We start from the raw sequence: 21,395 nt of genomic DNA, 5'->3' as shown, positions 1-21,395 counted from the left end.
CAAATCTCCCCCGGATAAAATGGCTCCTTACCTTCAGCAGCCTCGTTATGCTGACTTTTGTTTAAAAATTATCAGCTATTTTTAATCAAATTATCAGGATTTATCCTTATTCATATGATGATTAAGATCGTCTTATTACGGTCATCCGTTTCTAGCCACAGAAACAATCAAAATCATTAAATAAGTTTAAAAACAATAAGATAAGTTTTCCCCTCACAATAACCAAACGTGATCTAAATCACTAAAATAGCTTAATCCGGCATTTTCGCTAGATCCAAACCAGCACATAAAATATATTGCTCGCCCTGCCACACAAGACAGGTTTTTATCCGGTTAAACATCATACAAACCGGATAAAGGTTGTGGGATTGGTGAGAGCGGTTGCAGCATGATGTTTTGCACAAACGCGTAACATTTGCATGAAAATTTACAATAATAGCCTTTAACCGCACACATCACGCATTTGGGAGCAAGATCACGGTTGTTTCTGCTGTAAATCGTTATCTTGCCGCCAACAAAATCGGTGGGCAGTTGCTCCTCCGACAGAAACATCGGCGTTGACCCCGTTAACAGCAGAAACCATTTGGACAGGTTAGCAACATCATTAGCCTGGTAAACAATTCAGAGGCGTAATTCAACCTCTAGTTGTAACAACTGATTTTACCACTGGCGGGATAGCAACTTATTTCACCAGCGGATTTTAAACTTAAGTTTTTCTTTTTATTTTAAATTATCGTGTTCACCTCGGAGATATTTATGGACACTACACAGACCGGCACTATCGCCTCTGCAGCCTCAGGTTCCAGCACGGCCTGGCGTAAATCAGATACCATGTGGATGTTGGGCCTCTACGGCACTGCCATCGGCGCTGGCGTCTTGTTCTTGCCAATCAACGCCGGTATCGGTGGTTTGATCCCGCTGATCATCATGGCCATCATCGCCTTCCCGATGACCTTCTTCGCCCACCGTGGCCTGTGCCGTTTCGTTTTGTCCGGCAAAAACCCAGGTGAAGACATCACCGAAGTGGTAGAAGAACACTTTGGTATCAGCGCAGGTAAACTGATCACCCTGCTCTACTTCTTCGCCATTTACCCAATCCTGCTGGTTTATAGCGTTGCGATCACCAACACCGTGGACAGCTTCATCACCCACCAATTGGGTATGGCCTCGCCACCACGCGCCATCCTGTCGCTGATCCTGATCGTTGGACTGATGGGCATCGTGCGTTTCGGTGAGCAAGCGATCGTGAAGACCATGAGTATCCTGGTATTCCCGTTTGTTGGGGTGCTGATGCTGCTGGCGCTTTATCTGATCCCTAACTGGAGCAGTGCCATCTTCGAAAACGTCTCACTGGCCGGTTCTGGCGGCAGCCTGGGCCACGGCCTGGTGATCACCCTGTGGCTGGCAATCCCGGTTATGGTGTTCTCGTTCAACCACTCACCGATCATCTCCGCCTTTGCTGTAGCAAAACGCGAAGAGTACGGCGTGGACGCTGAGAAGAAATGTTCCCGCATCCTGGGCTACGCACACATCATGATGGTGCTGACCGTGATGTTCTTTGTTTTCAGCTGCGTGCTGAGCCTGTCCCCGGCGGATCTGGCCGAAGCCAAAGCGCAAAACATCTCCATCCTGTCTTACCTGGCTAACCACTTTAACAACCCGGTTATCGAGTACATCGCACCAGTCATCGCCTTTATCGCCATCACCAAATCCTTCCTGGGCCACTACCTCGGCGCTCGTGAAGGCTTTAACGGCATGATTGCCAAATCGATGAGAAGCCGTGGCAAGACCATCACCACCCACAAGCTGAACCGCATCACTGCCATCTTCATGCTGGTGACCACCTGGATCGTTGCCACGCTGAACCCAAGCATTCTGGGCATGATCGAGAACCTGGGTGGCCCAATCATCGCGATGCTGCTGTTCCTGATGCCGATGTATGCGATCCGTAAAGTGCCTGCCATGCGCAAGTACAGCGGCCACATCAGCAACGTATTTGTGGTCGTGATGGGCCTGATTGCCATCTCTGCCATCCTGTACACACTGTTCGGTTAATAGCGCTCAGCCGGTGCCTTATGGCACCGGCTATCTCGAATCTCCCCTCCTACCCCGCCGCGAACTCAAGCATGACCCATATGCCCCCTAAACGGCAGGCTGAGGGAATTAACTTCAAGAAGGAAGCGAGACTATGGTCAGCGTTTTCGATATTTTCAAAATTGGCATCGGCCCTTCCAGTTCCCACACCGTCGGCCCGATGAAAGCCGGTAAACAGTTTATTGATGATTTGCAGGCTGCCGGGCAACTCCACGATACAACGCGGGTGGCGGTTGACGTCTACGGCTCACTGTCACTGACGGGTAAAGGGCACCATACCGACATCGCGATTATTATGGGCCTGGCGGGTAATCTGCCCCATGATGTGGACATCGACAGCATCGCCGGCTTTATTCGTGATGTAGAACAGCGTGGCCGCCTGTTGTTGGCAAAGGGTGAGCACGAGGTCGATTTTCCACAGCTTGGTGGCATGAACTTCCATAGCACTAACCTGCCGCTGCACGAAAACGGCATGTCGATCAGCGCCTATGCTGGCGATCGGTTACTGCACAGCAAAACCTATTACTCCATCGGCGGCGGATTTATCGTTGATGAAGAAAACTTCGGCCAATCGGCCAACAATAGCGTCGCGGTCCCCTACCCTTATCGCTCCGCAGTGGATTTGCAGCAGCACTGCAAAGATACCGGGCTTTCGCTTTCCGGGTTGGTGATGCAGAACGAACTGGCATTGCGCAGCAAAGAAGAGATCGAAGCGCATTTTGCCGACGTCTGGCAGGTGATGCGTGCAGGTATCGAACGCGGTATGAATACCGAAGGGTTGCTCCCTGGCCCAATGAAGGTACAACGCCGTGCTGCCGCCCTGCGCCGCATTCTGGTCACTGGTGACAAGAACAATATCGACCCGATGAACGTAGTAGATTGGATCAATATGTTCGCGTTTGCGGTTAACGAAGAGAACGCTGCGGGTGGCCGGGTGGTGACGGCGCCCACCAACGGTGCCTGCGGTATCATTCCAGCGGTGCTGGCATATTACGACCAGTTTATCCGCCCGGTGAACACCAACTCCTACAGCCGTTACTTCCTGACTGCCGGTGTGATCGGCACGTTGTACAAGATGAATGCTTCAATCTCCGGTGCCGAAGTGGGCTGCCAAGGGGAAGTCGGCGTGGCCTGCTCCATGGCGGCAGCGGGTCTGGCGGAGCTGATGGGCGGCAGCCCGGCGCAGGTTTGTATCGCCGCAGAGATTGCCATGGAGCACCATCTGGGGCTGACCTGTGATCCGCTGGCAGGACAGGTTCAGGTGCCTTGTATCGAACGTAACGCGATTTCTGCCGTAAAGGCAGTCAATGCCGCACGTATGGCACTGCGTCGCACCAGCGAGCCGCGTGTGTGCCTGGATAAGGTGATCGAGACCATGTACGAAACCGGCAAGGACATGAACTCCAAATACCGCGAGACATCTCAGGGCGGGTTGGCCATCAAGGTTGTAGCGTGTAATTGATCTGGCAGAAGGGGCCACTGTTGGCCCCTTATCAAACAAAGATTAGCCGAAAATACCGCCAAACCACTGGGTCAGTTTCATCATCACAAAGTCCCACATGCGGCTAAAGAAGTTCCCTTCTTTCACTTCCTGCATCACCACCAGCGGGTGCTGATCGATAGTTTTGCCATCCAGTTGGAAATCGATGGTGCCCACCACCTGATTTTTCGCCAGCGGCGCTTCCAGCGTCGGTTGGTTAAGCTTGTAGCTGGCCTTCAGGTTTTTCATCTGCCCTTTGGGAATAGTGACGGCGGCATCCTTCGCCACGCCCAACGGCACCTCGCCCACGTCGCCAAACCACACTTTCTGCGTTACAAAGGCTTTATCGGCCTTGATCGGCGTTGCGGTTTCATAGAAACGGAAGCCCCAGGTCAGCAACTTCTCGCTTTCGCTAAAGCGCACACGGTCGCTCGGAGCCCCTAGCACCACCGAAATCAGGCGCATTGGGCCATCGGTGGCCGAGGCGACCAGGTTATGCCCGGCCCCGCCGGTGTAACCGGTTTTGATACCATCCACGTTCAGGTTGGTACTCCACAGCAGGCGGTTACGGTTTATCTGGCGGATCTTGTTGAAGGTGAACTCTTTTTCTTTATGCAACGCGTACTCATCGGGCACGTCGCGGATCAGCGCCTGGCTCAGCAACGCCATATCACGTGCGGTGCTGTACTGCCCTTCGGCATCCAGGCCATGCACGGTCAGGAAGTGGGTATTTTGCAGACCGAGGGACTTGCCATAATTGTTCATCAAGCCAACGAACGAATCCTGGCTACCCGCCACGAAATCCGCCAAGGCGATGCTGGCGTCGTTACCTGACTGAATGACGATGCCTTTATTGAGTTCCGATACCGGCACCTGATCGCCGGGTTTGATAAACATCAAAGAAGAACCCCGCAGCACCGGGTTGCCGGTTGCCCAGGCATCTTTGCCCACGGTGACCAGATCGTCCGGTTTGATTTTACCGGCTTTCATCGCCTGGCCAATCACGTAGCTGGACATGATTTTAGTCAGACTCGCGGGATCCAGGCGTGTATCCGCATTGCCTTCTGCCAGGATCTTGCCGCTGTTGTAATCCATCAATACATAGGCTTTCGCATCGACCTGCGGTGCGGCCGGAGCCTCTGCTGCCTGTACGGTAGGCACAACCAACAACATGACACCTACACTGAGGGCCAATTTACCAAGAGGAGTAGAACGGTTATTTTTCATCATGACGTCGCCAGAGTGTCCATTCAAACCATTGAAATAGCGTTAACTTTCAAACATGTTCACGTTTTCAGCCAACCAGCGAGAGTGGCACCAGGCCGCGCTGCCAACCGCGAAATACCCAGCGGCTCCCATTTGGGCCAACGCGGCACCGAAAGTGCCCTCGTTGTGAGTTTATTAGATTGCTCTTATTTTTGCAGGGTTTAGGCTGATTTTTCTGCATTTTTACATAACTGTACGTTACCGCAGAGAAATTGGTTGGAAATCAGGCTATGTGCCAGGTTATGCAAACTTTCAACAAACCGTCGCCGCACTGTCATCAAAGTTACTTATGCTCTGCGCATTTCACCGTGGCAACTGGCTCGACGCCGCGAGTATCCGTTATCCTGTAGCCGCAGCATTCCTTGCCGGAGAAATATTGATGGATTTAGCCCTGTTCGACCTGGATGAAACCCTGATTGATGATGACAGCGCCAGCCTGTGGGTTCGCTGGCTGGTGGCCGAAGGGTTCGCCCCGGCAGAGTTGGAACGCCAAGAGCAGCTGTTGATGCAATCCTATTATCAGGGCCAGCTGTCGATGGAAGATTATATGCAGGCAACGCTGGTTCCGCTGGTGGGCCTGAGTACCCAGACCGTCGCCGGTTGGGTGCAGCGCTATATTCGCCGGGATATCCTGCCCCGCGTCTACCCCGCGGCACGCGAACGCATGCAATGGCATCGCGAACGGGGCGACTGCATTCTGGTGATTTCAGCAACCGGTGAACACCTGGTTGCCCCCATCGCCAAGCAACTGGGAGCCGATGGCGCGCTGGCTATCGGTGTCGAAGTGGCAGAAGGCCGTTTTACCGGCAATACCTACGGCACCATGACCTATCAGCAGGGTAAGGTCATCCGCCTGCAACAATGGCTGCAGCAACACCCTGATCTGCAATTTGCCCATAGCCACGGCTATAGCGACTCCATTAACGATAAAGCCATGCTGGAATACGTCGACAGCGCCACCGTTATCAACCCGAATAGCGATCTTGGCGCGCTGGCAGAAAAGCACGGTTGGGAAGTCTGCCACTGGGAACGCTGATTTCAAGGTGACAAAAACGGCTTTGTAGCGTAGGTATGAGGGTTACTTTTATCCGTCGATGAGGAGGTGCTTTGTGCTGACCATTTGGGGCCGTGAGAATTCTACAAACGTCAAAAAGGTGCGCTGGTGTGCCGCAGAGTTAGGGCTAAATTACACCCATATCAACGCCGGAGGTGCCTACGGTAAGGTTAACGAAGAGCCCTATCGTTCGCTTAATCCCAACGGCCTGGTGCCGCTGTTGCAAGATGGGGATTTCGTGTTGTGGGAATCCAATACCATTGTGCGTTATCTGGCGGCCAAGTTCGGCCAGACGCCATTCTACCCGCAGGATCTCCAGGCTCGTGCTGCGGCAGAGAAATGGATGGACTGGAACACCTCAACCATCACCGCCCCCTTCCGCAACGTGTTCTGGGGCATGGTTCGCACTCCGCCCGAAAAGCGTGATATGGCCCTGATTGAGGCTGGCATTGCTGAACTGGAGCAACACTTTGCGATCATCGAACGCACATTGGCTGAGCAGCCCTACCTCTCAGGCCAAGAGTTCGGCATCGGCGATATACCGCTCGGCAGCTTTGTTTACGCCTGGTTTTCCATGCCGATCGAACGCCAGCCTAGCCCGCATATGGAACGCTGGTATCAACGGCTGTGCGCACGCCCTGCTTACCAGCACGCGGTGATGATCCCACTCACTTGATTGCCAAGGTGTCCCAGATGGGGCACTTCTTACAACGCAGGGACGCAAAAGCATGTCATTGTTTTATTTACAGGTACGCAGAAACCATCTGACCCTGAAAAGCCTCGATACTCAGAAGACCGCCTCTAGAGTTGGCCCTTTCAGCACTCAACGGCTGCTGGTCGGCCAGTTTTTTATTGCCGAATACTGCCTGTATAATCTGGTACCAGAGTTTTTCCCTGGCTTTCTCAATCAGCTTAAGCGCCGCCATTTGCGTCATGACATAGTGATCCATGCAATGGAAATGCTGGAAGGCGGCGTAAGCCAGGTAGAGCAGCGGATCCTGCAGGAAATTACCGTTGCAAGCTTTCCCAAAGGATATCACTCAGTATATGCGGACCCGCATCCCCTGAGTGATGATACGGTAAAACGCATTTTATTAATGAATTCTGACCAGGTGCTTACCGCCGCCGATCTTAAACTCACCTAAATTTCAATATGTTGCATTTTTCCTTTGCTGTGCTTAAGTTAGTTGAACCATCCAGGAGGCATAATGAAAATCACCGTAACAGACGCACTACAGCCAGAAGATACCGAAGAGATTCGCAATCATTTGAAGACTTTTAACCACCAATTTGTGGGCGATATCCTGAACAAAAACATCGGGGTTTTTGTCTTGGATGATCAGGGGAATAAACTCGCTGGGTTAACCGGCAGTACCGTAGGCAGTTGGTTAAGCATCGATCTGTTGTGGGTTTCTGAGACATTACGCGGCGAAGGTGTAGGCAGTAAGCTCATCAAGAAAGCAGAACAGCAGGCAATAGCGGATGGCTGCAAATTTGCGCGTGTAGATACTTTCAGTTTCCAGGCTCGGCCATTCTACGAAAAACAGGGTTACCAATTGCAAATGACATTGCACAATGCGCCGGTAGAGCATGAACGCTATTTCTTCACCAAAACCCTCACAGACTGACAGGTAACGCGATGGAAACCCAGGCAATGGTAATCAACTGCGTAGCGTACAAGGCCGGAAAACGGCTGACCGACGTGACGATTGAGGATATCAGTGAAGTGGTCAAGGAGCCGGACACTTTTATCTGGCTGGGCTTGTGGCAACCGGAAGACGCGTTTATGCGCAAGATCCAGGAGGAATTCGGCCTGCACGATCTGGCGATCGAAGACGCCTTATGTGCCCATCAACGGCCGAAAATAGAAACCTACGGTGACTCGCTGTTCATCGTGGTGAAAACCGCACAGTGGATGAAAGAAGAAGTCGAATACGGTGAGACCCACTTTTTCGTTGGTAAAAACTTCCTGATCAGCGTGCGCCACGGTGCTTCCTCCAGCTATGCCCCAATCCGCGCCAAGGCAGAGGAAAACCCCAAGCAGCTTTGCCATGGACCTGGCTTTGCGCTGTATTCGGTATTGGATTTTATCGTCGACAACTATCGCCATATCGTCGGCAAGTTCGAAACGATGATCGAAGACATCGAGTCCAACATGTTCAGGTCGGAGTTTGACGAAACCGCCATCGAAAACGTCTACAGCCTGCGCCGCCACCTGCTCGGCCTGCGGAATGCCGCCCTGCCGATGGATGAGATCTGCAACCAGCTGATCCATCTGCATGAGGATGTGATCCCTAAAGAATTACGGGCCTACGTTCGCGACGTGCAGGACCATACCCGGCAGGTCGCCAGCACGCTAGATGATATGCGCGAAATGCTGACCAACGCCATGCACGTCAATCTGGCATTGGTGACCGTCAAGCAAAACGAAGTGGTTAAGCGATTGGCAGGCTGGGGGGCGATCCTGGCCATTCCAACGGTGATCTTCAGCCTGTACGGCATGAACTTCGCCGATATGCCCGAGTTGAAGTTCCCCTGGGCTTACCACACCACGCTGGGCGTCACCGTCGCCGGTTGCTTCTTCCTGTACCAAAAACTCAAGCGTTCCGGCTGGTTATAGATCGCCATCAAAACGGCCTATACTGCCAGGGTCGAGACTGCTGCTGGCAACGTTACGTTGGGGCGCTGCATGCGCCCGTCTGGCTTTGTCATCAATCTGGGCCGTTTTTGTTTACGCCGCCAACATATAACGGTGTAATTTCCCGTTGCCCAAGTGTAAAATCCGCCCGTTTCTATTTTGGATTGAGCTATGTCACAAACTATGACCCCAAAAGCCCCCCGTGTCGGCTTTGTCTCACTAGGTTGCCCGAAAAACCTGGTTGATTCTGAACGGATCCTGACTGAACTGCGTAACGAAGGTTACCAGGTAGTGCCCCGCTATGATGATGCTGAGCTGGTGATCGTGAACACCTGCGGCTTTATCGACAGCGCCGTTCAAGAGTCACTGGAAGCAATCGGTGAAGCCTTGAACGAGAATGGCAAGGTGATTGTGACCGGCTGCCTCGGTGCCAAGGAAAACCAAATTCGTGAGGTGCACCCGAAGGTCCTGGAAATTACCGGGCCGCACAGCTACGAACAGGTTTTGTCCCACGTTCACCAATATGTGCCGAAACCGGAGCATAACCCCTTTACCAGCCTGACCCCGGCGCAAGGCGTGAAGCTGACGCCAAAGCACTACGCCTACCTGAAGATTTCCGAAGGCTGTAACCATCGCTGCACCTTCTGCATCATCCCATCGATGCGTGGTGACTTGGACAGCCGTCCGATCGGCTCCGTGCTGGATGAAGCCAAACGCCTCGTGGAATCTGGGGTGAAAGAGCTGCTGGTGATCTCACAAGATACCTCGGCCTACGGCGTCGATGTCAAACACCGTACCGGTTTCTGGAACGGCCAGCCGGTAAAAACCAGCATGGTCAGCCTGTGTGAGCAGCTTTCCAGCCTGGGTGCCTGGGTGCGTCTGCACTACGTTTACCCTTACCCACACGTGGATGACGTGATCCCGCTGATGGCAGAAGGCAAGATCCTGCCTTATCTGGATATTCCACTGCAGCACGCCAGCCCGAAAATCCTCAAGCTGATGAAACGCCCTGGCGCGGTTGAACGCACGCTGGAGCGCATCAAGCGCTGGCGCGAAATCTGCCCGGACCTGACGCTGCGCTCCACCTTTATCGTTGGCTTCCCAGGGGAAACCGAAGAAGACTTCCAGATGCTGCTCGACTTCCTGACCGAAGCCAAGCTGGATCGCGTTGGCTGCTTCAAGTTCAGCCCGGTAGAAGGTGCTGCCGCTAATGAACTGGCCGACCCGGTGCCAGAAGAAGTGAAGGAAGAACGCTTCCATCGCTTTATGCAGCTGCAGCAACAAATCTCCGCCCAACGCTTGCAAGATAAGATTGGCCGCGAAGTGCTGGTGCTGATCGACGAAGTGGATGAGGAAGGTGCCATTGGCCGCAGCATGGCGGACGCACCGGAAATCGACGGCGCGGTTTACCTCAACGGTGAAGCCAATGTCAAAGTCGGCGACATCGTCAAAGTGAAGATTGAGAACGCCGACGAGTACGATCTCTGGGGTTCCAAGGTCTGATTTCGACCACCGCGGAAAACAATAAAGGGGTTAGCAGTAATGCTAACCCCTTTATTTATTGTTGAACTACCAGCTAGTTACTTTTCGTCTGGCAGAGCATAAGCAATGACATAGTCACCCCGCTCTGCGGCCTGACGAGCACCACCCGCGCTGATGATAATGTATTGCTTGCCGTTCTTCGGCGAAACAAAGGTCATTGGGCCGGACTGGCTGCCCACAGGCAGACGCTCTTTCCAGATCTCTTTCCCGGTTGCCGTATCGAAGGCACGCAGGTAGAAATCCTGAGTACCAGCAAAGAACAGCAGACCAGATTGAGTAGACAGGCTAGCACCCAGCGTTGGCATGCCAACTTCCATCGGCATACGCATTTTGATCCCCAGCGGCCCCGTATCCTGCACCGTACCTACCGGAACCTGCCACACCAGCTTGCCAGACTTCAGGTCTACCGCTGACATGGTGCCAAACGGCGGCTTCTGGCATGGAATGCCCAGTGGGGAGAGGAAGCGTTCACGGATCGCACCAAACGGCGTACCGTCCATCGGAACCAGACCCATTTCGATGCCGCTGGCGCCGGTCGGCACCTTGCTGCGTGGCACCATCGAGTTGGCCAGCCCCAAACGCATATCGTTAACAAACATGATGGCATTGTTCGGATCCACCGAAACGCTGCCCCAGTTCATCCCGCCCAACGAGCCAGGATATTGTAGAGCACGGTCGATACCCGGCGGTGTATAGACGCCCTGGTGACGCATCCCTTTGAACTCGATACGGCACAGCAGTTGATCGAGCGGCGTTGCGCCCCACATATCTGACTCGGTCAGCGTCTGGTTGCCAATATTCGGCATTCCCACCGAGAACGGCTGGGTCTTGGAGTAACGTTCGCCAGGCACATTGCCTTGCGGCACTTCACGCTCTTCCACTTTCGCCACCGGCTGACCGTTCTCACGGTTGAGCATAAAGATCATGCCCTGCTTACTGGTTTGCACCAGCACGGGTGTCGTACCACCCTTGCCATCTGGCAGATCGTACAGTAACGGCTGGGAAGGCAGGTCAAAGTCCCACAGGTCATGGTGCGTGGTTTGGAAATGCCAACGCACTTTGCCGCTGGTGGCATCAACAGCCACAATGGAAGAACTGTATTTATCATCCAGCTCGGTACGCTCGCCGCCAAAGAAGTCAGGCGTGGCGTTACCGGTCGGTAGATAGATCAGATTCAGTTTGGCGTCGTAGGACATTGCGGACCACACGTTCGGCGTACCGCGCGTATAGGTTTCACCCGCTGGTGGCAGCTTGGTAATGGCCGGGTTACCCGGATCCCATGCCCAGGCAAGTTCACCAGTATGCACATCATAAGCACGCACCACACCAGGAGGTTCGCCGGTAGAGAAGTTGTCCGCCACGCGGCCACCGACCACCACCAGGTTACCCGCCACCAATGGGGTTGAGGTTTGCTGGTAATAACCCGGTTTAACTTCGCCCATGCCCGCTTTCAGATCGACGGTGCCGTTATCACCAAAGTCGGCGCAAGGTTTGCCGGTATCGGCATCAATGGCAATCAAACGCGCATCGATGGTTGGCAGGAACAGACGGCGTTCGCACATGGCCGGGGCCGAAGCGTTAGCGGCAACCACTGGCGATGAGGCAGGCTGAGCCGCATTGTCGTAATAACCCAGGCCACGGCAACGCTGCCAGTTAGGGGCTGAGGCTTTAGGATCGAAGGACCACAGTTGTTTGCCGGTATCGGCCTCCAACGACAGCACTTTGCCGTAGGCAGTACAGACATACAGGGTATTACCGATCTGCAGCGGAGTATTCTGGTCTTCTGCACCGGAACCGTTGCTTTGTGGAATATCGCCGGTATGGGCAATCCACGCCACCTTCAGCTTGCTGACGTTAGACTTGTTGATCTGATCCAGCGCGGCAAAACGGTCACCGTGGGTGGTATTCCCCCAATGTTCCCAGTTTTTCTGCTCACTACCGGCAGCCACCGGTTTAACCGGAATATCTTCCTTGGCCGCCACCAATGGCGTAGGCACAAAGGTGTAACCAAATCCGGCCACCAGCGCAACCGCCAGCAACCCAGCCAAAGAATAGCTGACGAAGCCGCGAACCGGATGACCGGCACGTTTCTTCAACCATGGATAGGCCAACGCGGCCAGGAAGGCCAGCACGCCGAACATAAACAAGCGTGAGAACAACGGCCAGAAATCCAGGCCAACGTCCCACAACGCCCAAATCAGGGTGAATACAAAGGCCAGCGCATACACCCATATGCCCGCAGGTTTGAGCTTGATCACCAGTACCGCAGCGATCAGCATCATCACTCCCATCAGCCCAAAATAGAGGCTCCCTCCCAATGAAGCCAGGTAAACGCCGCCGATTGCCAGCGCGAGGCCGATGACGCCCATCAGCCCCCCCAGCAGCCACATCAAGTAATTCCCTATACTTCGTTTATTGCCTGTCTTTGCCATATTCACTTTCTCCCACCGCTAGCAACGCGCAAATTTTGGCGCACTCACTGGTGTAATAAATAACCATCCCAAGATAACAACTCAACGGGGGTTAGGTTCCCCGCTGTACTACTGCTTACTACTCAAATGAATAAGCAACACTCATGCCCCCACCCCAGTTTCTGCCTGGAGCGGGTTCGAAATAGCGGCCATTGCCTTCGTTGACAATCACCGAGCCGACGTACTGGCGATCAAACAGATTGTCCACCCGGCCAAAAACGGTAAATTGCCAGTTCCCTACCGGGTAGCGATAACCGGTATTCAGCGCCGCCACGGTGTAGGACGGTGCCTGCTGTGAATTCTGATCGTTGGTCTGGATATCGCTCATGTAGCGCAGTTCAGCACCGGCGAACCAACCCTGCGGCGGCGACCAGGCCAGCGAGGCGTACCCCATATTGCGGGCAATCCCCGGCAGGCGGTTGCCCTTCGGCACCTGCTTTGCGGCAGAACAGATGTTGTCACCGCAGACATCATCACGGTAAGTGGCATCCAGCAGCGTCCAAGCCATTTGCAGACGCCAGTCGTAGCTGAACTGTTGATCCAGCGCTAACTCCAGCCCACGGCGACGGGTTTGCCCCGCATTCTTGTAGCTGGTGCGCCCGTTGCTGCTCTCATCAACGACAATTTCGTTTTTGGTATCGGTTTGGAACAGCGCCGCGCTGAACAGGCCGTTGCCTACACGGGTCTTGCTTCCCAGCTCAACGGTATCGCTGGTAGCAGGTTTTAGACCGAGATTGAGCCCCGCCACGCCACCTGGGCGATAAGAGAGTTCATTGATGGTTGGGGTTTCAAAACCACGCCCGGCGGAAGCATACACATTCCAGGCCTTGGTCAACGCATAGTTGAGCGAGCCTACTGGCAGCCACTGGTGATAGCGGGCATCGCCACTGTCATCACCATTACTGCCGGTAATATAGCGATCGTTGGAGTCGAAATTGACGGTGCTGAAGCGTACCCCAGCATCCAGCGTCAAACGTTGGGTCAGGTTCCAGGACGTTTGCAGATAAGGGTCCACATTCCACATTAGGTTGCGTTCATCCCGCCGTAGATTCCCCTTGGCCCCCAATTCGTTAATACCGTTGACTACCGTGAAATTCTCATAGCCTTTGCGCTGCTCGGTCATGGTTTCGTAGTCGAGCCCGCCCGTCACGCTGAAGGGCAACGTGGCGATTTCACCGCGATGAGTCCAGCGAGTATCGATGCCCTGGTAATGACGCGCCAGAGAGATCACTCCGCCGGGATGTTGTTCACTACGCTGCTGTACGGCTACAGGAATTGACTGATACTGCGTGGTTTCCCGCTCACCGGCGTAAGTCATGATGCTCAGATCGTCATTGGCGCTCATCTGGCGTTCATAGCGTAACCCGGCCTGGGTCTGAGAAATGGTTTTACGCGTGTTGTATTGATCTGCTCTTGGTGCCTGGCGCGGATTGTCGTGCCATTCGGCTTCGGTTAAACCACCGGGATCGTCGGCATTAATATCCACCGAGTTAAACAACAGCGTCAGCGTGCTGACATCATCAATGCGCACACCCAAACGCGCGTTACCCAGGTTCTTGCGTGCCCCACTGTGGTCGCGGAAACCTTCGGTGGTAAAACGCGTCGCGGAGACGGCGTAGTTCACGTCACCTGCGTGCGTGCCATCGCCGGTTGCACCGCTGGCTTTCATGCCGTAGCGCCAGGTGCCGTCACTACCGCTATACATGCCCGCTTCAATCTTGTCCGGCTGTTGGCCGGTTTCGGTCTCTACGTTGATGACGCCGCCGGAAGCGTTGCCATACAGAGCGGAAAATGGCCCACGCAGGACCTCCACCTTATCCACTGAATTGAGATCGATATTCGACGTTTGCCCCTGACCATCCGGCATGGTGGCAGGAATACCATCCACATAAATACGTACGCCGCGTACTCCGTACATTGAGCGCGAGCCAAATCCACGGATTGACAGTTGCAAATCTTGCGCATAATTCTGGCGATTTTGAATTTGCAGCCCCGGCACGCTGCCCAGCCCTTCGGAGAGATTAATCTGCGGCCTGGCCTGACGAAGTTCATCGCCATTAAGCACGCTAACCGCAGCCGGAGTACTCAATTCTGAAAGACCGCTGCGCTTGGCCGTAACCACCATGGAAGATGGGTCCACTGCCCGATCGCTGGCCTGTACGTTTACCGTCATACACAGAGCGCAAGGTAACAGCGCAGAAATGGCGATAGGTGAGATCGCTGTATTTTTTTTATTAATAAAATTCATGTAAAAACTGCCATTAGACGCTTGAGAGGATAGGTACCTTTTAGAAAAAACCGAGCGTATGTTAATACTTATCGCAACAATTTGAAAATAGCGGAGAGAAAATCAAACTTCCGTTAACTCGAATTTTACACGAATGATAAATATAGATGATGTTTATCAGGAAAGGGAATAGGAAGGATTTAGATTATTACTTTCAATATCAATGCGTAAAATTAATTTCCTTGTAATTTAGTCGAGTTTAATAATCAAACTGACAGATTAAAAATAAGCAAAGTTATTTTAGAGGGATACTGCCCCGCAAGCTGCGGGACAGTTTGATTGTGTTAACCGATCGGCATGCGATTCGGGTCTGGGTATTGATATTCAAACCCCAGCTCGTTACAGATACGGCTACCGTCCACCAGCCGCCCTTCTTGTTCATCTTCTTGCGCAAACTGCGGAGGTTGCAGATGCAATTGCTCGGCTAGCGCCGGGTAGAAATCACGTTTGAGCGGATGGCCTGGCGCACAAAGATTATAGGTGTGCCCGCCCTTCGGCAGCTTCAGTAGCAGTTGAATGGCCGCGATTACGTCATCCTGATGCACCAGATTGACCCCGTGCGAACCGCCCTTGACGTCAACCTTACCCGCCAGGAAACGCCCTGGATGCCGATCCCCACCCACCAGCCCTGCCAAGCGCAAAACGTCCACCGACGTGTTGGGCAATTGATGCAGCCAAAGCTCCAACTCTTCCAGCACCCGGCCAGCCGACGTCACCGGCTTGAGCGGCGAATCTTCCCGAACGGTGCCGGTGGTTTCACCGTAAACCGAGGTGGAGCTGGTAAAGATAATATGCGGCACACCAAACGCTATCGCGCTGTCTACCAGCATACGTACGGCATCAAAGTAGCTTGCGCTCCCCTCGACGGTGCGGCTGGCTGGCAGAGTGATCACCAACGCATCCGTGTACAACAGCTGTTCCAGATCGTGAGCTTCGCAAATCAGCTCCGGCGTCAGTTCTAGGCGATAACATTCGATACCACTCATCCGCGCGGCTTCTACCCCATCCGGAGTAGTTTTACTGCCAACCACTTCATACCCGTGGCCCATTAACGATAAAGCCAGCGGCATCCCTAACCAACCCAGACCCACAATGGCGACTTTTTTCATCAGTATGCCCCTAAGAATCGACTAACAAGCCCAACTTCACCGTTGCAGAGGACCCCTTGCCACACCGCAGGCGATAGTCGGATACTCCCCTAGGCTACGCCACCGCGCTGGTGGTTACAATCGGTTAACCTTAAGGTTGAGTAAAGCTGCGTCCGGCTAATAACTCAGTCGCTTTCAATAAATTAAATTCATAACCACAAAAAAGGGTTGCAAGTTATACAACGGATAGTTTAGCTTAATTAGCACCTCAGCACTGGCTGACCCAATTTTAAAGAGAAATGACATGACTCGCGTTCAGTTCAACCACCATCATCACCATCATCCTGACTAGTCTTTCAGGCGATGTGTGCTGGAAGACGATTCTCGAATCTTCCAGTGGCGCGTAGAACGAACTAAACGCAAGAAAGAGCCCTCGGAAGATATCTTCCGAGGGTTTTTTTTGGCTCCGGACAGACAGAAAATATAATTTTAATAACAAATTCATAAAATTACAGATTAAACAGAGGTTACCATGTTGGACAAAACACGTTTACGTATCGCCATGCAGAAATCAGGCCGCCTGAGCGAAGAGTCTCAGGAATTGCTGGCCCGCTGCGGCATCAAGATCAACCTGCAGCAACAACGCCTGATTGCCTTCGCCGAGAATATGCCGATCGATATCCTGCGTGTACGTGATGACGATATCCCTGGCCTGGTGATGGATGGCGTGGTGGATCTGGGCATCATCGGTGAGAACGTGCTGGAAGAGGAACTGCTCAACCGCCGTGCTCAGGGCGAAGACCCGCGTTACTTCACGCTGCGCCGCCTGGATTTTGGGGGTTGCCGCCTGTCGCTGGCCACCTCGCTGGATAGCGAATACTCCGGCCCGCAAAGCCTGCAAGACTCCCGCATCGCAACCTCTTACCCGCACCTGCTAAAGCAATACCTCGATAAACAGGGCGTTCGTTTTAAATCCTGCCTGCTGAACGGCTCGGTGGAAGTGGCTCCGCGCGCAGGCTTGGCAGACGCTATCTGTGACCTGGTGTCTACCGGTGCCACCCTGGAAGCCAACGGCCTGCGTGAAGTGGAAGTGATTTACCGCTCGAAGGCCTGCCTGATCCAGCGTGACGGTGAAATGCCGGAAGCCAAACAACAGTTGATCGACCGCCTGATGACCCGCATCCAGGGCGTGATCCAGGCGCGCGAATCCAAATACATCATGCTGCACGCGCCAAGCGAACGCCTGGATGAAATCGTCGCGCTGCTGCCGGGTGCCGAGCGCCCTACCATTCTGCCACTGGCAGGCTCTCAGAACCGCGTAGCGATGCACATGGTCAGCAGTGAGACCCTGTTCTGGGAAACCATGGAAAAACTCAAAGCCCTGGGTGCCAGCTCCATTCTGGTGCTGCCAATTGAGAAGATGATGGAGTAACGCCATGCCAAACTTCAATACCGTCGTCAATTGGGGCAGCTGCAGCGCGGAACAGCGCGCGGAGTTGCTGATGCGTCCGGCCATTTCGGCTTCGGACAGCATCACCCGCACGGTGCGCGAGATCCTCGATAACGTGAAAGCCAATGGGGACAGCGCGCTACGTGAGTACAGCGCCAAGTTTGATAAAACCGAAGTCGCGGCATTACGCGTAACGGCAGAGCAGATTGACCAGGCCTGCGCCCGTCTGGGTGACGAGATCAAACAGGCGATGGCCGTAGCCGTCGCCAACGTGGAAACCTTCCACAATGCACAACAACTGCCAGCGGTGGACGTAGAAACCCTGCCCGGCGTGCGTTGTCAACAGGTGACCCGCCCAATCGATTCGGTGGGTCTGTATATTCCTGGTGGCTCAGCACCGCTGTTCTCCACGGTATTGATGTTGGCGACCCCGGCACGCATTGCCGGTTGCCGCCGCGTGGTGCTGTGTTCACCACCGCCGATCGCCGATGAGATCCTGTATGCCGCCAAACTCTGTGGCGTGCAGGAAGTGTTCCAGGTTGGAGGCGCGCAGGCGATCGCCGCCATGGCGTTTGGCACGGATTCGGTACCACGGGTAGCGAAAATCTTCGGGCCGGGCAACGCCTTCGTCACCGAAGCCAAACGTCAGATCAGCCAACGGTTGGACGGTGCGGCCATCGATATGCCTGCTGGCCCTTCCGAAGTGCTGGTGATCGCAGACAGCGGCGCAACCCCGGCGTTTGTCGCTTCCGATCTGCTGTCTCAGGCCGAGCATGGCCCGGATTCACAGGTCATTCTGTTAACCCCAGACGCCACGATGGCCGAAGCGGTCGCCATGGCGGTTGAGCAACAGCTGGCACAACTGCCACGGGCAGAAACCGCTCGCCAGGCTCTGGCCAGCAGCCGCCTGATTGTGGCGAAGGATTTGGCCGAGTGTGTCGCCATCAGCAACCAGTACGGCCCTGAGCACCTGATTATTCAGACCCGCAGCGCGCGCGATCTGGTGGACAGCATCACCAGTGCCGGCTCGGTGTTCCTTGGTGACTGGTCGCCGGAGTCCGCCGGGGATTATGCTTCAGGCACCAACCACGTGCTGCCAACCTATGGCTATACCGCCACCTGCTCTAGCCTGGGGCTGGCGGATTTCCAAAAGCGCATGACGGTACAGGAACTGACGCCACAAGGCTTTATGACCCTGGCCCCGACCATTGAGATCCTGGCTGCCGCCGAGCAACTGGTCGCCCACAAAAACGCCGTGACCCTACGCGTCGCCGCGCTGAAGGAGCAAGCATGAGCATCGAAGAATTAGCACGCAAAAACGTGCGCGAGCTGACCCCGTATCAGTCGGCCCGCCGCCTTGGTGGCAAGGGTGACGTCTGGCTGAATGCCAACGAATACCCGATTGCGCCAGAGTTCCAACTGACCGCCCAGACCTTCAACCGTTACCCAGAATGCCAACCCGCACTGGTGATTGAGCGTTACGCTGCCTACGCCGGGGTGAATAAAGAACAGGTGTTGGTCAGCCGTGGCGCAGATGAAGGTATCGAATTGCTGATCCGTGCCTTCTGCGAGCCAGGCCAGGACGCTATCCTGTTCTGCCCACCGACTTACGGCATGTACGCCGTCAGCGCCGAGACGTTTGGCGTAGAGCGCCGTACGGTCGAAGCCAAACAAGATTGGCAGCTCGATCTGCCTGCCATTGCTGCCAGCCTGGATAACGTCAAGCTGATCTACGCCTGCAGCCCGAATAACCCGACCGGTAACCTGCTCGATCCCAACGATCTGCGTAACCTGCTGGAACTGGCCAAAGGCAAAGCTATCGTCGCCATCGATGAAGCTTATATCGAATTCTGCCCGCAGGCGTCGGTTGCTAGCTGGCTGAGCGATTATCCGCACCTGGTAGTATTACGCACGCTGTCCAAAGCCTTCGCCCTGGCTGGCCTGCGCTGTGGCTTTACCCTTGCCAATGAGGACGTGATCGCCCTGCTGCTGAAAGTGATTGCCCCGTATCCGCTCTCAACCCCGGTGGCCGATATCGCCGCCCAGGCGCTGAGCACCGAGGGGATCCGCGTTATGCGCCAGCGCGTCACCGAGATTGCCGCCAACCGCAGCTGGCTACAGCAGGCGTTACAAGACTGCGCCTGTGTCGAGCAAGTCTTCACCAGTGACAGCAATTACCTGCTGGTTCGCTTTACCGCCTCAAGTCATGTCTTTAAAACCTTATGGGATCAGGGCATTATCTTGCGAGACCAAAATAAACAGCCTGGCCTGTCCGGTTGCCTGCGGATCACCATCGGCACCCGTACCGAATGCCAGCGCGTCGTTGACGCACTCAATACTCTGCCCGGCGCATAGGAGCCAACGTGAGCCAAAAATATCTCTTTATTGACCGTGACGGCACGCTGATTGCTGAACCCCCGGAAGATTTCCAGGTCGACCGCCTGGATAAACTGGCGCTGGAGCCGGAAGTGATCCCTGCCCTGCTGGCCTTGCAGCAAGCCGGTTTCACCCTGGTGATGATTACCAATCAGGACGGCCTCGGCACCGCCAGCTTCCCGCAGGAAACCTTCGATCCACCGCACAACCTGATGATGCAGATCCTCAGCTCACAGGGCGTCAAATTTGACGATATCCTGATCTGCCCGCACAAGCCGGAAGACCATTGCGAATGTCGTAAACCGAAGGTCGCCATGGTCAAAGGCTATCTGGAGCCGGGCGTGATCGACGTGGCCAACAGCTATGTGATTGGCGATCGTCAAACCGATATCCAACTGGCGGCCAATATGGGTATTCAGGGGCTGCTGTATCAGCGTCAGGCGCTGGGCTGGCAGGCCATCACCCAACAACTGACCAAACGCGATCGCTATGCGCACGTTAACCGCGTGACCAAAGAAACGCAGATTGACGTTAAGGTCTGGCTGGATCGCGAAGGCGGCAGCAAGATCAAGACCGGCGTCGGCTTCTTCGACCACATGCTGGATCAGATCGCCACCCACGGCGGCTTCCGGATGGATATTCAGGTGAACGGCGATCTGTACATCGACGATCACCACACGGTAGAAGACACCGGATTGGCGCTGGGCGAAGCTCTAAGTAAAGCCCTGGGCGACAAACGCGGCATCGCACGCTTCGGCTTCGTGTTGCCGATGGATGAATGCCTGGCCCGTTGCGCACTGGATATCTCCGGTCGCCCGCACCTGGAATATAAAGCCGAGTTCAACTACCAACGCGTAGGCGATCTTAGCACCGAGATGATCGAGCACTTCTTCCGCTCGCTGTCTTACACCATGGGCTGCACCCTGCACCTGCGGACCAAAGGCAAAAACGACCATCACCGCGTCGAAAGCCTGTTCAAGGTGTTTGGCCGCACGCTACGCCAGGCGATCCGCGTTGAGGGCAATACGCTGCCTAGCTCGAAAGGAGTGCTGTGATGAACGTGGTGATCCTGGACACCGGCTGCGCCAACCTCGCCTCGGTCAACTATGCGGTGCAACGCCTGGGCTATCAGCCACAGGTGAGCCGCGATCCAGAGATCGTGCTGCGCGCCGACAAACTGTTTCTGCCTGGTGTGGGTACTGCACAGGCGGCGATGGACCAGTTGGAACAGCGCGACCTGATCGATCTGATTAAAGCCTGTACCCAGCCTGTGCTGGGGATCTGCCTGGGCATGCAGTTGCTGGCAGCCAGCAGTGAAGAAAATGGGGGTATCAAAACGTTAGGGATTATCGATACTCCGGTAACACAGATGACCGATTTTGGCCTGCCTTTGCCCCATATGGGCTGGAACCAGGTTACGGCGCAGGCCGGCGATCATCTGTTCCGCGGCATCGAGGATGGTGCTTACTTTTACTTCGTTCACAGTTATGCGATGCCGATATGCTCAAGCACCATCGCTCAGGCGAACTACGGCGAGCCCTTCACCGCCGCCGTACAAAAAGACAACTTCTTTGGCGTGCAGTTTCATCCAGAGCGATCTGGCAACGCCGGGGCGCAACTGTTGAAGAACTTTCTGGAGATGTAGGCAG

Annotated in this window: 18 protein-coding genes and 1 other annotated feature; of the genes, 14 read left to right on the top strand and 4 right to left on the bottom strand. The window is 54.6% G+C overall.

The features are described from left to right. The first annotated feature begins 756 nt into the window (after positions 1 to 756). Both KGP17_RS09225 and KGP17_RS09220 read left to right on the top strand, forming a co-directional pair. Positions 757 to 2,055 (top strand): HAAAP family serine/threonine permease, encoded by a 1,299-nt coding sequence (locus KGP17_RS09225; RefSeq protein WP_021179954.1) that lies wholly within the window; start codon positions 757 to 759, stop codon positions 2,053 to 2,055. Positions 2,056 to 2,188: 133 nt separating this feature from the next. Continuing rightward, entirely contained in the window at positions 2,189 to 3,556 is a 1,368-nt protein-coding gene (locus tag KGP17_RS09220; RefSeq protein ID WP_094982883.1) for an L-serine ammonia-lyase, read from the top strand. A gap of 42 nt (positions 3,557 to 3,598) precedes the next feature. Here the strand turns inward: KGP17_RS09220 and KGP17_RS09215 are convergent, their stop codons facing one another. After that, on the bottom strand, positions 3,599 to 4,804 hold the full coding sequence (locus KGP17_RS09215; protein ID WP_037375034.1) for a serine hydrolase: 1,206 nt from the start codon (positions 4,802 to 4,804) through the stop codon (positions 3,599 to 3,601). 415 nt (positions 4,805 to 5,219) lie between these two features. On the opposite strand from KGP17_RS09215, the gene KGP17_RS09210 reads away from it, so the two are divergent. The 6 genes from KGP17_RS09210 to rimO all read left to right on the top strand — a co-directional run bounded on the left by KGP17_RS09210 (position 5,220) and on the right by rimO (position 10,035). After that, positions 5,220 to 5,876: an HAD family phosphatase gene (locus KGP17_RS09210; protein ID WP_223499203.1), complete on the top strand. Its 657-nt coding sequence runs from the start codon at positions 5,220 to 5,222 to the stop codon at positions 5,874 to 5,876. A gap of 73 nt (positions 5,877 to 5,949) precedes the next feature. After that, positions 5,950 to 6,570, top strand: coding sequence for a glutathione S-transferase family protein (locus tag KGP17_RS09205; RefSeq protein WP_223499202.1), 621 nt, complete (start codon positions 5,950 to 5,952; stop codon positions 6,568 to 6,570). Positions 6,571 to 6,622: 52 nt separating this feature from the next. Continuing rightward, positions 6,623 to 7,039, top strand: a complete 417-nt coding sequence (locus tag KGP17_RS09200) for a YjaA family stress response protein (protein WP_094982887.1) — start codon at positions 6,623 to 6,625, stop codon at positions 7,037 to 7,039. 63 nt (positions 7,040 to 7,102) lie between these two features. Beyond that, positions 7,103 to 7,522 (top strand): GNAT family N-acetyltransferase, encoded by a 420-nt coding sequence (locus KGP17_RS09195; RefSeq protein WP_121606432.1) that lies wholly within the window; start codon positions 7,103 to 7,105, stop codon positions 7,520 to 7,522. 11 nt (positions 7,523 to 7,533) lie between these two features. Then, a complete protein-coding gene (locus tag KGP17_RS09190) occupies positions 7,534 to 8,514 on the top strand; it encodes a magnesium and cobalt transport protein CorA (RefSeq protein WP_021179961.1) in 981 nt (326 codons plus the stop codon). Between the two features lie 189 nt (positions 8,515 to 8,703). Further along, complete coding sequence (gene rimO, locus KGP17_RS09185) at positions 8,704 to 10,035, top strand: 30S ribosomal protein S12 methylthiotransferase RimO (protein WP_021179962.1); 1,332 nt, start codon at positions 8,704 to 8,706, stop codon at positions 10,033 to 10,035. A gap of 77 nt (positions 10,036 to 10,112) precedes the next feature. Here the strand turns inward: rimO and KGP17_RS09180 are convergent, their stop codons facing one another. The 3 genes from KGP17_RS09180 to KGP17_RS09170 form a co-directional block, all read right to left on the bottom strand. Then, positions 10,113 to 12,506, bottom strand: a complete 2,394-nt coding sequence (locus KGP17_RS09180) for a glucose/quinate/shikimate family membrane-bound PQQ-dependent dehydrogenase (protein ID WP_223499201.1) — start codon at positions 12,504 to 12,506, stop codon at positions 10,113 to 10,115. Positions 12,507 to 12,624: 118 nt separating this feature from the next. Continuing rightward, a complete protein-coding gene (gene pqqU / locus KGP17_RS09175) occupies positions 12,625 to 14,718 on the bottom strand; it encodes a TonB-dependent receptor PqqU (protein ID WP_223499621.1) in 2,094 nt (697 codons plus the stop codon). Positions 14,719 to 15,116: 398 nt separating this feature from the next. Next, positions 15,117 to 15,941: an SDR family oxidoreductase gene (locus tag KGP17_RS09170; protein ID WP_024528609.1), complete on the bottom strand. Its 825-nt coding sequence runs from the start codon at positions 15,939 to 15,941 to the stop codon at positions 15,117 to 15,119. A 283-nt stretch (positions 15,942 to 16,224) separates the two neighbouring features. Here KGP17_RS09170 and hisL point away from each other — a divergent pair, with 283 nt between their 5' ends. From hisL to hisH, 6 genes are all read left to right on the top strand, one after another. After that, positions 16,225 to 16,272 carry a his operon leader peptide gene (gene hisL, locus KGP17_RS09165; protein WP_100396937.1) on the top strand — a complete coding sequence of 16 codons (48 nt, stop codon included), beginning with the start codon at positions 16,225 to 16,227 and terminating at the stop codon, positions 16,270 to 16,272. After that, positions 16,248 to 16,383, top strand: a sequence feature (His leader region). Its footprint overlaps the gene before it by 25 nt. 69 nt (positions 16,384 to 16,452) lie before the next feature. Next, positions 16,453 to 17,352, top strand: a complete 900-nt coding sequence (gene hisG, locus KGP17_RS09160) for an ATP phosphoribosyltransferase (protein WP_021179966.1) — start codon at positions 16,453 to 16,455, stop codon at positions 17,350 to 17,352. Positions 17,353 to 17,356: 4 nt separating this feature from the next. Then, a complete protein-coding gene (gene hisD / locus KGP17_RS09155) occupies positions 17,357 to 18,664 on the top strand; it encodes a histidinol dehydrogenase (RefSeq protein ID WP_223499200.1) in 1,308 nt (435 codons plus the stop codon). Next, positions 18,661 to 19,725: a histidinol-phosphate transaminase gene (gene hisC, locus KGP17_RS09150; protein ID WP_223499199.1), complete on the top strand. Its 1,065-nt coding sequence runs from the start codon at positions 18,661 to 18,663 to the stop codon at positions 19,723 to 19,725. Before hisD ends, hisC begins: the two co-directional genes overlap by 4 nt. 8 nt (positions 19,726 to 19,733) lie before the next feature. Continuing rightward, entirely contained in the window at positions 19,734 to 20,801 is a 1,068-nt protein-coding gene (gene hisB / locus KGP17_RS09145) for a bifunctional histidinol-phosphatase/imidazoleglycerol-phosphate dehydratase HisB (RefSeq protein ID WP_021179969.1), read from the top strand. Further along, complete coding sequence (gene hisH / locus KGP17_RS09140) at positions 20,801 to 21,391, top strand: imidazole glycerol phosphate synthase subunit HisH (RefSeq protein WP_021179970.1); 591 nt, start codon at positions 20,801 to 20,803, stop codon at positions 21,389 to 21,391. Before hisB ends, hisH begins: the two co-directional genes overlap by 1 nt. Positions 21,392 to 21,395: the final 4 nt, after the last annotated feature.

It is taken from the genome of Serratia sp. JSRIV001 (assembly GCF_019968745.1).
In the GTDB taxonomy this organism is placed as follows: domain Bacteria; phylum Pseudomonadota; class Gammaproteobacteria; order Enterobacterales; family Enterobacteriaceae; genus Chania; species Chania fonticola_B.
Note: the sequence above shows the minus strand (reverse complement) of the source record. Positions and strands in the feature narration are given on the sequence as shown.

Excerpts from the sequence above, each read along its gene's own strand:
- hisC (WP_223499199.1), top strand. The coding sequence starts at position 18,661 with ATGAGCATCGAAGAATTAGCACGCAAAAACGTGCGCGAGCTGACCCCG.
- hisG (WP_021179966.1), top strand. The coding sequence starts at position 16,453 with ATGTTGGACAAAACACGTTTACGTATCGCCATGCAGAAATCAGGCCGC.
- KGP17_RS09200 (WP_094982887.1), top strand. The coding sequence starts at position 6,623 with ATGTCATTGTTTTATTTACAGGTACGCAGAAACCATCTGACCCTGAAA.
- KGP17_RS09170 (WP_024528609.1), bottom strand. The coding sequence starts at position 15,941 with ATGAAAAAAGTCGCCATTGTGGGTCTGGGTTGGTTAGGGATGCCGCTG.
- KGP17_RS09190 (WP_021179961.1), top strand. The coding sequence starts at position 7,534 with ATGGAAACCCAGGCAATGGTAATCAACTGCGTAGCGTACAAGGCCGGA.
- pqqU (WP_223499621.1), bottom strand. The coding sequence starts at position 14,718 with ATGACGGTAAACGTACAGGCCAGCGATCGGGCAGTGGACCCATCTTCC.
- KGP17_RS09195 (WP_121606432.1), top strand. The coding sequence starts at position 7,103 with ATGAAAATCACCGTAACAGACGCACTACAGCCAGAAGATACCGAAGAG.
- KGP17_RS09220 (WP_094982883.1), top strand. The coding sequence starts at position 2,189 with ATGGTCAGCGTTTTCGATATTTTCAAAATTGGCATCGGCCCTTCCAGT.
- KGP17_RS09180 (WP_223499201.1), bottom strand. The coding sequence starts at position 12,506 with ATGGCAAAGACAGGCAATAAACGAAGTATAGGGAATTACTTGATGTGG.
- hisH (WP_021179970.1), top strand. The coding sequence starts at position 20,801 with ATGAACGTGGTGATCCTGGACACCGGCTGCGCCAACCTCGCCTCGGTC.
- KGP17_RS09215 (WP_037375034.1), bottom strand. The coding sequence starts at position 4,804 with ATGATGAAAAATAACCGTTCTACTCCTCTTGGTAAATTGGCCCTCAGT.
- KGP17_RS09225 (WP_021179954.1), top strand. The coding sequence starts at position 757 with ATGGACACTACACAGACCGGCACTATCGCCTCTGCAGCCTCAGGTTCC.
- KGP17_RS09210 (WP_223499203.1), top strand. The coding sequence starts at position 5,220 with ATGGATTTAGCCCTGTTCGACCTGGATGAAACCCTGATTGATGATGAC.
- hisD (WP_223499200.1), top strand. The coding sequence starts at position 17,357 with ATGCCAAACTTCAATACCGTCGTCAATTGGGGCAGCTGCAGCGCGGAA.
- rimO (WP_021179962.1), top strand. The coding sequence starts at position 8,704 with ATGTCACAAACTATGACCCCAAAAGCCCCCCGTGTCGGCTTTGTCTCA.